Raw genomic sequence first — 8,017 nt, forward strand, 5'->3', positions numbered from 1 at the left:
ATCGACGATGCCTTCTGCCGAGGGCGCGCGTGACGTCATACGTTCGTACATCCCCACACTTCGATCTGGAACGGAACCCCGACGCGGGCAAATCGCTGGTCAATCGTTTTCTTGCTCGCGACTATCGCAATCCGGTCGTCGAATCCGAAATCAAGGGCGTGCGGTTTGATTTTCTGAAATGCCTGGATCTGTATCACAGTCGGGAACTCGATGCGCAGGTCAAACGGTTCGTGATCAACCCGAAGCGCAGCTATCGACTCGACAATCGCTCGTCAGACCGTTCAAAGTGATGCAGAGGTGGAAAGTTCAAACCCGTCGACCGCCCTCCTCCGCCAGTTCCGCCCCGCCGCTCAAGCGCCCGCCTTCACCGGCCGTCCGTGCCAGCGCAGCACCAGATAGCGCCCGGCGAAACACAGCACGCCGGTGACGCCGATCGTCACGCCCATCGCGAACGGCGTGCCGTCCGCGAGTGCGCCGATCGCGACGCTCGCCAGCGCGCCGAGCGCAAGCTGCATCGCGCCGAACACCGCCGCCGACGCGCCCGCGTTGTGCGGATAACGATGCATGAGGTCGGTCGTGCAGTTCGCGGACAGGATCCCGACCACGCCGACGACGAAGAACAGGCACACGACGATCGACCACAGCCCGCCCAACCCCGTCAGCGCGACGAACGCGACCGCGAGCGACGCGATGCAGCTCACGAGCGACGCGGCCGCGATGATGCGCAGCGAACCGACACGGCCGACGAGCCGCGTGTTCGTGAAGTTGCCGATCATGATGCCGACCACGTTCAGGCCGAACAGCAGCCCGTAGTGCTGCGGCGACACGTGGAAATACTCGATGTAGACGAACGGTGTCGCTGTGATGTACGAGAACATCGACGCGAACGCCATCCCGCCGCACAGCATGTGCCCCCATGCGACGGGATCGGACAGGATGCGCCCGTACGACGCGAACGACGCGAGCACGGCCGCGCTCTTGCGCCGCTCCTTCGGCCAGGTTTCGGGTACGCGCAGGTACGCGGTCGCCGCGCACACCGCGCCGAACACGGCCAGGACGACGAACACGCCGCGCCAGCCCGAGAAACGCAGGATCTGGCCGCCGATCAGCGGCGCGAGCAGCGGCCCGACCGCGGTGACGATCGCGACCATCGACAGCACCTTCGCCGCGTCGGTCGGCTCGTGCGCGTCGCGCGCGATCGCACGCGACAGCACCGACGCCGCGCCGGCACCGAGCGCCTGCAGGAAGCGCACGAGGATCAGCATGTCGATCGAGTTCGATACGAAGCAGCCGATGCTCGCGAGCGTAAATAGCGCGATGCCGCCGAGCAGCACGGGACGGCGGCCCCACGTGTCGGACAGCGGGCCGTACAGCAGCATGCCGACCGAAAAGCCGGCCATGAAGCTCGTCAGCGTGCGCTGCGCGGCGCCGGGGCTGACGGAGAAGCCGTCGGCGATCGACGGCAGGCTCGGCAGGTACATGTCGGTAGCGATCGGCCCGCAGGCGGCGAGCGCGCCGAGCAACAGGATCAGCCGGGCATCGGGCCGGCGCCGGACGACGTGAGACATGGGTATCCGGAATGAAGCGCCGCGCGCATCGGGGCGCGCGTGGTGGTGAAGACGGGAGACCGCGCCGCGAACGGCGCGCTCGGGCCCATGATTGTACGCGCAACTTTTTTTCGTGCCGCCGGCCCGGCGCGCGACCGGCGGAAAAACACCGGCACGGTGCCCGCCGCGCGGGATCGCGAGCAGGGATTCGATTAAGCTTGCAGCGCCTCACTCCCCTATTGTCTGACCCATTCAATTCGACGCACGACCGAACCGATGACCGCTTTCCTGTTGATCTGGAGCCCCAAGAAATGGCCGTGGCCCGAACTGCCCGACGTCGCCGCGCGCGTGAAGGCCGGCGAGGCCGTGCATGACGTGTGGGGCTGCGGCTTCGCGCGCGGCATCCTGCCGGGCGACCGCGTGTTCCTGCACCGCGTCGCGAAGGAGCCCAAGGGCGTGTTCGGCTCCGGCTACGTGACGCGCGCGCCGTACGAGGTACCCGATCCGGCGACGAAGCGCGGCTACCGGCTGTGCATCGACTTCGTCTACGACTGGCTGGTCGACGCGCACCAGGACGTCGTGATCCCGCGCGACGCGCTGCGCGTGCATCCGTACTCGGTACAGACCTGGGATGCGCAAAGCTCCGGCACCGTGATCAAGCCGATGGTCGAAGGCCCGCTCGAGAAGCGCTGGGCCGCGCTGACCGGCAAGCGCAAACCGCCGCGATAACGGAAGCGGCCGCCGCGCCGCATCTGCCCCTCCTTTCCGGCCCCGGCCCGCGCAACCCCGCACGCGCCGAAAGGCCGCGGACCGCGCCGCGGGCCCGCCGCGCGCGTCTCCGGTACAATCGGACGATCGTTCCGCCCAGGCGCCGCGGCCCGTGCACAGGCCCCCGCGCCCTTCTCTCGCAGGTTTCGCTCATGTCCAACAATCAGATCCTCTTCGAACGCGCCCAGAAGACCATTCCCGGCGGCGTCAACTCGCCGGTGCGCGCATTCCGTTCGGTCGGCGGCACGCCGCGCTTCGTCGCGCGCGCGCAAGGCCCGTATTTCTGGGATGCCGATGGCAAGCAGTACATCGACTACATCGGCTCGTGGGGCCCGATGATCGTCGGCCACGTCCATCCGGAAGTGCTGTCGGCCGTGCAGAACGTGCTCGCCGACGGCTTCTCGTTCGGCGCGCCGACCGAAGCCGAGATCGAGATCGCCGAGGAAATCTGCAAGCTCGTGCCGTCGATCGAGCAGGTGCGGATGGTGTCGAGCGGCACCGAGGCCACGATGAGCGCGCTGCGCCTCGCGCGCGGCTTCACGGGCCGCAGCCGGATCGTCAAGTTCGAGGGCTGCTACCACGGCCACGCGGACAGCCTGCTCGTGAAGGCCGGCTCGGGCCTGCTGACGTTCGGCAACCCGACGTCGGCCGGCGTGCCCGCCGACATCGCGAAGCACACGACCGTCCTCGAATACAACAACGTCGCCGCGCTCGAGGAAGCGTTCGGCGCGTTCGGCGACGAGATCGCCGCCGTGATCGTCGAGCCGGTCGCGGGCAACATGAACCTCGTGCGCGGCACGCCGGAATTCCTCAACGCGCTGCGCGCGCTGTGCACGAAGCACGGCGCCGTGCTGATCTTCGACGAGGTGATGTGCGGGTTCCGCGTCGCGCTCGGCGGCGCGCAGGCGTACTACGGGATCACGGCCGACCTCACCTGCCTCGGCAAGGTGATCGGCGGCGGGATGCCGGCTGCCGCGTTCGGCGGCCGCCGCGACATCATGGCCCACCTCGCGCCGCTCGGCGGCGTCTACCAGGCCGGCACGCTGTCGGGCAACCCGATCGCGGTCGCCGCAGGGCTGAAGACGCTGCAGTTGATCCAGGCGCCCGGCTTCTACGATGCGCTCACCGCGCAGACGAAGCGTCTCGCCGACGGCCTCGCGGCCGAAGCGCGTGCGGCCGGCGTGCCGTTCGCGGCCGACTCGATCGGCGCGATGTTCGGCCTCTACTTCGCCGAACGCGTGCCGACCAGCTTCGCCGAAGTCACGAAGAGCGACACCGAGCGCTTCAACCGCTTCTTCCACCTGATGCTCGACGAAGGCGTGTATTTCGCGCCGTCCGCGTACGAGGCCGGCTTCGTGTCGAGCACGCACGACGACGCGGTGATCGACGCGACGCTCGCGGCCGCGCGCCGCGCCTTCACGGCACTCGCTGCCTGACCCGGGGCCGCGCGCATGTTCTCGGATATCGATTTCGCCCACATGCAGCGTGCGCTCGCGCTCGCCGCGCGCGGCATGTATACGACGGCACCGAACCCGCGTGTCGGCTGCGTGATCGTCAAGGACGGCGACGTGATCGGCGAAGGCTTCACGCAACCGGCCGGCCAGGATCACGCGGAGGTCCAGGCACTGAAGGACGCGCGCGCACGCGGCCACGACGTCGCGGGCTCGACTGTCTACGTCACGCTCGAACCGTGCAGCCATTTCGGCCGCACGCCGCCGTGCGCGAACGCGCTGATCGACGCGCGCGTCGCGAAGGTCGTCGCCGCGATGGAAGACCCGAACCCGCAGGTATCGGGGCGCGGCCTCGGGATGCTGCGCGATGCGGGCATCGACGTGCGCTGCGGGCTGCTCGCGCATGAAGCGGGCGAGCTGAACATCGGCTTCGTGTCGCGGATGACGCGCGGCCGCCCGTGGGTGCGGATGAAGACCGCCGCATCGCTCGACGGCCGCACCGCGCTGCCGTCCGGCGAAAGCCAGTGGATCACCGGCGAGGCCGCGCGCCTCGACGGGCACGCGTGGCGCGCGCGCGCCTGCGCGATCCTGACCGGCATCGGCACCGTGCGCGAGGACAACCCGCTGCTGACCGTGCGCGGGATCGACACGCCGCGCCAGCCGCAGCGCATCCTGGTCGACAGCCGCCTCGACCTGCCGCTCGACGCGCGACTGCTCGAAGGCGCTCCGCTGCTGATCTTCTGCGGCCGGCTCGATGCCGCCGGCGAAGTGCGGGCGAAGGTGCTGAAGGCGCGCGGCGCGGAAATCGTGCCGCTCGCGAATGCGCACGGCAAGGTCGACCTGCCCGCGATGCTGGCGGCGCTCGGCGCACGCGGCGTCAACGAGCTGCACGTCGAGGCCGGCCACAAGCTGAACGGCTCGCTGCTGCGCGAGCAGTGCGTCGACGAGTTGCTCGTCTATCTCGCACCGAGCCTGCTGGGCGCCGATGCGGCCGGCATGTTCGACCTCGCTGCGCCGGCGAGCCTCGATGCGCGCACGCGGCTGTCGTTCCATGGGGTCGAGCGGGTCGGCGACGATCTGCGGATCCTCGCGCGCTTCACGCCGACGGACGCCGCGCACTGAACGGGATCGTCGCGCCGCGCGAGCTCGGCCGCTATCTCGTGTACAAGGGGCGGTCAACGGCGTGAGCCTGACCGTCAACACGATCGACGATCGCGCGGACGGCTGCAAGTTCGCGATCAACCTGATTCCGTATACGGTCGAGGTCACGACACTGCGCCACGTGAAGGCCGGTGACAAGGTCGATCTCGAAGTCGACATGGTTGCGCGCCACGTCGAACGGATGCTGTCGACGTCGCAAGGCGTACATCAGGACTGATCACGCGGGCGGTTTCCGGCGTGGCGGCCGGTACGCTGCCGGCCGCCACGTTTCCTTGTCCTTCGCGCCGCCGCGCACCGGCAATCAGGCGTCTGCGTCCTCCCCTCCTGCCCGCGCCGAAATCGTCCCGAGCAACTGCCGCACATGCTCGCGTGCCGCGCGCCCGGCCCCCTTCCGCATCACGCGCGGCGATCGTGTCGAACACCCGCCGGGGTCCGGCGACATTCCCGCCCCGTCGTGCCCGACCACGGACACGGCCCTGCCGGCGGCCAGTGCGGCTGGGCCGGAACTCGTTTCCGACGCATCTTGTCTATCCGCTTCCACCGATGCGACGAGGAGCTTGCGTGACGGCCGTCCCTTCCGATCCTGCGCAATACCGCCGCTTCACCGTCGACGACCTGCTGTCGCTCGACAGCTTCCAGCGCGACTACGGTCGCACCTGCGCGCTGTCGCCGGACGGCGGCTCGATCTGCTTCGCCGTCGTCCGCCCGCTGGCCGATGGCCGTCGCTTCGACCGCGCGTATCTTGGCGGGCTCGACCGGGCCGAGCTGCACCTGTACGAATTCGCCGGCCGCACGCTGCGCCGGCTGGCCGGCGATGCGCGGGCCGGCCGCGCGTGCGGCTCGCCGTCGTGGTCGCCGGACGGAAGATGGATCGCGGCGGTCACGCTGTCGGCCGACGACGATGCAGTGCATGCCGTCCTGATCGACCCGGCGACCGGGGCCGCGATGCCGGTCACGACCGCGCGCAGCGTCGACCTGTCCCCGCTCGACCGCGACGGGCCGTTCACGTGGCTGCCCGATGGCCGCGTCGCGCTGCCGCTGCTTGCCGAACGGGCGACGCCCGTGATGGCGCATCTGCACCGCCGGCTGTTCGGGAACGCGCACGATGCATGGGCAGCCAACGCGCTCGGCCACCAACCGACGGCCGACGTGCTCGACAGCGCCGCGTTCGGCGATCCGCCCGCCGCATCCGCACCCGACTGGTGGGCGTTCGATCCCGCATCGGGCGCGTTGTCCGCGCTGTCGCCGCAAGCGTGCGCGCGGGCCGGGCTGACACGCGCGGCGGTCACGGACACGCCGCCGGACACGCGCGGCACGAACGACGCCGACGAACCGGCAGATCACGACGGCGTGCGCCGCGAACGCATATCGGCGGAACCGGAGCGCCGGTACGCGGCCGTCATAGAACACGGTCGCGACGCCACCCGGCTGACGGTTCGCCTGGCCGGTGCGCGCGACGCGACCGTGGTGTTCGAGACGAATCGCCAGCTGGCCGGCATCGCGACCGGTACGACGCACCGGCTTGCCTGCCGCGGCGCGGAGCCCGGCCGGCAGCGCTTCGTCGACGTCCTGCTGCCACCGGATTACGCGGGTGCGCCGGTACCCGCAGTCGTCTGGGTGTACCCGTACGAAAAGGTCGCGCCCCACCCGCACCTGTTCCACGAACCCGACTGCCCGCTGCCGTTCAACTTCCAGCTGTTCGCCGCACACGGCTTTGCGGTCGTCGACGTGAACATGCGGGGCGTGCTGGGCGAGGTGCCGGCGACGATGGCAGACAGGATGCTCGACGACGTCCACGCGGCGGTCGACGCCGCGGTCGATGCCGGATTCGTCGATCGCGGCCGGCTCCACCTGTACGGCCAGAGCCTGGGCGGCTGGGCCACGATGATGCTGCTCGCCCGTACGCCGATGTTCCGCTCGGGCATGTCGAGCGCCGGCATCAGCGATGCGGCCGCGCTCTACGCGTCGCTCGACGCACGCCTGCGTTACGAAACGGGCCACGACACCCGTCCCGAGCGTTTCGAGCTGCTCGGCAAGGTGCTGGCCGACAACAGCTGGAACATCGACGCGCCGCCGTCGATCCGCCCGGATGCCTATCACGCGATCAGCCCGGTGCTGCACGCGGCACGGATCACGACCCCGCTGCTGCTGATCCATGGCGACGCCGACTACGTGCCGCTGGAACAAAGCGAACGGATGTTCGCGGCGCTGACCCAGCTCAAGCGCGACGTGCGGCTGATCCGCTACTGGGGCGACGATCACGTGCCGCAATCGCCTGCCAATATCGCCGACCGGTACCGGCGGATGATCGACTGGCTGCAGCGCGCGTGACCGGCCGGCGCCGCGCACGCACCGGCCCGCCCGCCGGCGCCATCGGCCGAACGGCCAACGACGCGCACGGGTCATGCGGTCGCGCTAAGATGCGTCGACAGCGGTTTCGATACCGCAATGCACGACGCGCCGCGTAGCGGCCGCCCTCTTCCTCAAGGAGTCGTCCCCATGTCCATCTCGATGTACCAGGCTTCGCTGCCCGTGCTGATCCGCGGCCTGACCAATCTTCAGCACATTCTCGGCAAGGCGCAGGCGCATGCGGCCGAAAAGCAGATCGATCCGTCGGTGTTCGTCGGCGCCCGCCTGTACCCGGACATGCTGCCGCTCGTCCGCCAGGTCTATATTGCGACCGACACGGCCAAGGGCTGCGCCGCGCGCCTCGCCGGCGCCGAGATCCCGAGCTATCCGGACGTCGAGCAGACCTTCGACGAACTGCACGCACGCATCCAGAAGACGATCGACTACCTGAAAAGCTTCGACGCCGCGCAGATCGACGGCAGCGAGACGCGCCAGATCGTGCTGAAGATGCGCGTCGGCCCGATCGAGTTCACCGGCGAGTCGTACCTGCTGAATTTCGTGCTGCCCAATTTCTTCTTCCACGTGACGACCGCGTACGACATCCTGCGCCACAGCGGCGTCGAGCTCGGCAAGCTCGACTACCTGGGCGGGCGCGACCAGCACGCCTGACGCGCGGCCGGGCAAGGCCCGGCCCGCCACCGTCCGCACCGCGCGTGCAGGCATCGCGCGGCGGGCCGGCCG

Annotated in this window: 8 protein-coding genes; 7 read left to right on the top strand and 1 reads right to left on the bottom strand. The window is 69.6% G+C overall.

What is annotated here, in order from left to right:
• Positions 1 to 29 precede the first annotated feature (29 nt).
• The gene (locus L810_RS47815) at positions 30 to 290 is read left to right on the top strand and encodes a T6SS amidase immunity protein Tai4 family protein (protein ID WP_021163444.1); all 261 of its coding nucleotides are present in this window, start codon (positions 30 to 32) and stop codon (positions 288 to 290) included.
• A gap of 60 nt (positions 291 to 350) precedes the next feature.
• Here the strand turns inward: L810_RS47815 and L810_RS37960 are convergent, their stop codons facing one another.
• A complete protein-coding gene (locus L810_RS37960; RefSeq protein ID WP_021163445.1) occupies positions 351 to 1,568 on the bottom strand; it encodes a Bcr/CflA family multidrug efflux MFS transporter in 1,218 nt (405 codons plus the stop codon).
• Positions 1,569 to 1,823: 255 nt separating this feature from the next.
• Here L810_RS37960 and L810_RS37970 point away from each other — a divergent pair, with 255 nt between their 5' ends.
• The 6 genes from L810_RS37970 to L810_RS38000 all read left to right on the top strand — a co-directional run bounded on the left by L810_RS37970 (position 1,824) and on the right by L810_RS38000 (position 7,945).
• Positions 1,824 to 2,276, top strand: coding sequence for a hypothetical protein (locus tag L810_RS37970; protein ID WP_021163447.1), 453 nt, complete (start codon positions 1,824 to 1,826; stop codon positions 2,274 to 2,276).
• Between the two features lie 191 nt (positions 2,277 to 2,467).
• Positions 2,468 to 3,751: a glutamate-1-semialdehyde 2,1-aminomutase gene (gene hemL / locus L810_RS37975; RefSeq protein ID WP_021163448.1), complete on the top strand. Its 1,284-nt coding sequence runs from the start codon at positions 2,468 to 2,470 to the stop codon at positions 3,749 to 3,751.
• 15 nt (positions 3,752 to 3,766) lie between these two features.
• The gene (ribD, locus tag L810_RS37980) at positions 3,767 to 4,888 is read left to right on the top strand and encodes a bifunctional diaminohydroxyphosphoribosylaminopyrimidine deaminase/5-amino-6-(5-phosphoribosylamino)uracil reductase RibD (protein WP_021163449.1); all 1,122 of its coding nucleotides are present in this window, start codon (positions 3,767 to 3,769) and stop codon (positions 4,886 to 4,888) included.
• Between the two features lie 61 nt (positions 4,889 to 4,949).
• Positions 4,950 to 5,144, top strand: a complete 195-nt coding sequence (locus L810_RS46475) for a riboflavin synthase (RefSeq protein ID WP_021163450.1) — start codon at positions 4,950 to 4,952, stop codon at positions 5,142 to 5,144.
• A gap of 344 nt (positions 5,145 to 5,488) precedes the next feature.
• A complete protein-coding gene (locus tag L810_RS37995; protein ID WP_021163452.1) occupies positions 5,489 to 7,258 on the top strand; it encodes a S9 family peptidase in 1,770 nt (589 codons plus the stop codon).
• A 168-nt stretch (positions 7,259 to 7,426) separates the two neighbouring features.
• On the top strand, positions 7,427 to 7,945 hold the full coding sequence (locus L810_RS38000; protein ID WP_021163454.1) for a DUF1993 domain-containing protein: 519 nt from the start codon (positions 7,427 to 7,429) through the stop codon (positions 7,943 to 7,945).
• The last annotated feature ends 72 nt before the right edge of the window (positions 7,946 to 8,017 follow it).

Source organism: Burkholderia sp. AU4i, assembly GCF_000466765.1.
Lineage (GTDB): Bacteria > Pseudomonadota > Gammaproteobacteria > Burkholderiales > Burkholderiaceae > Burkholderia > Burkholderia cepacia.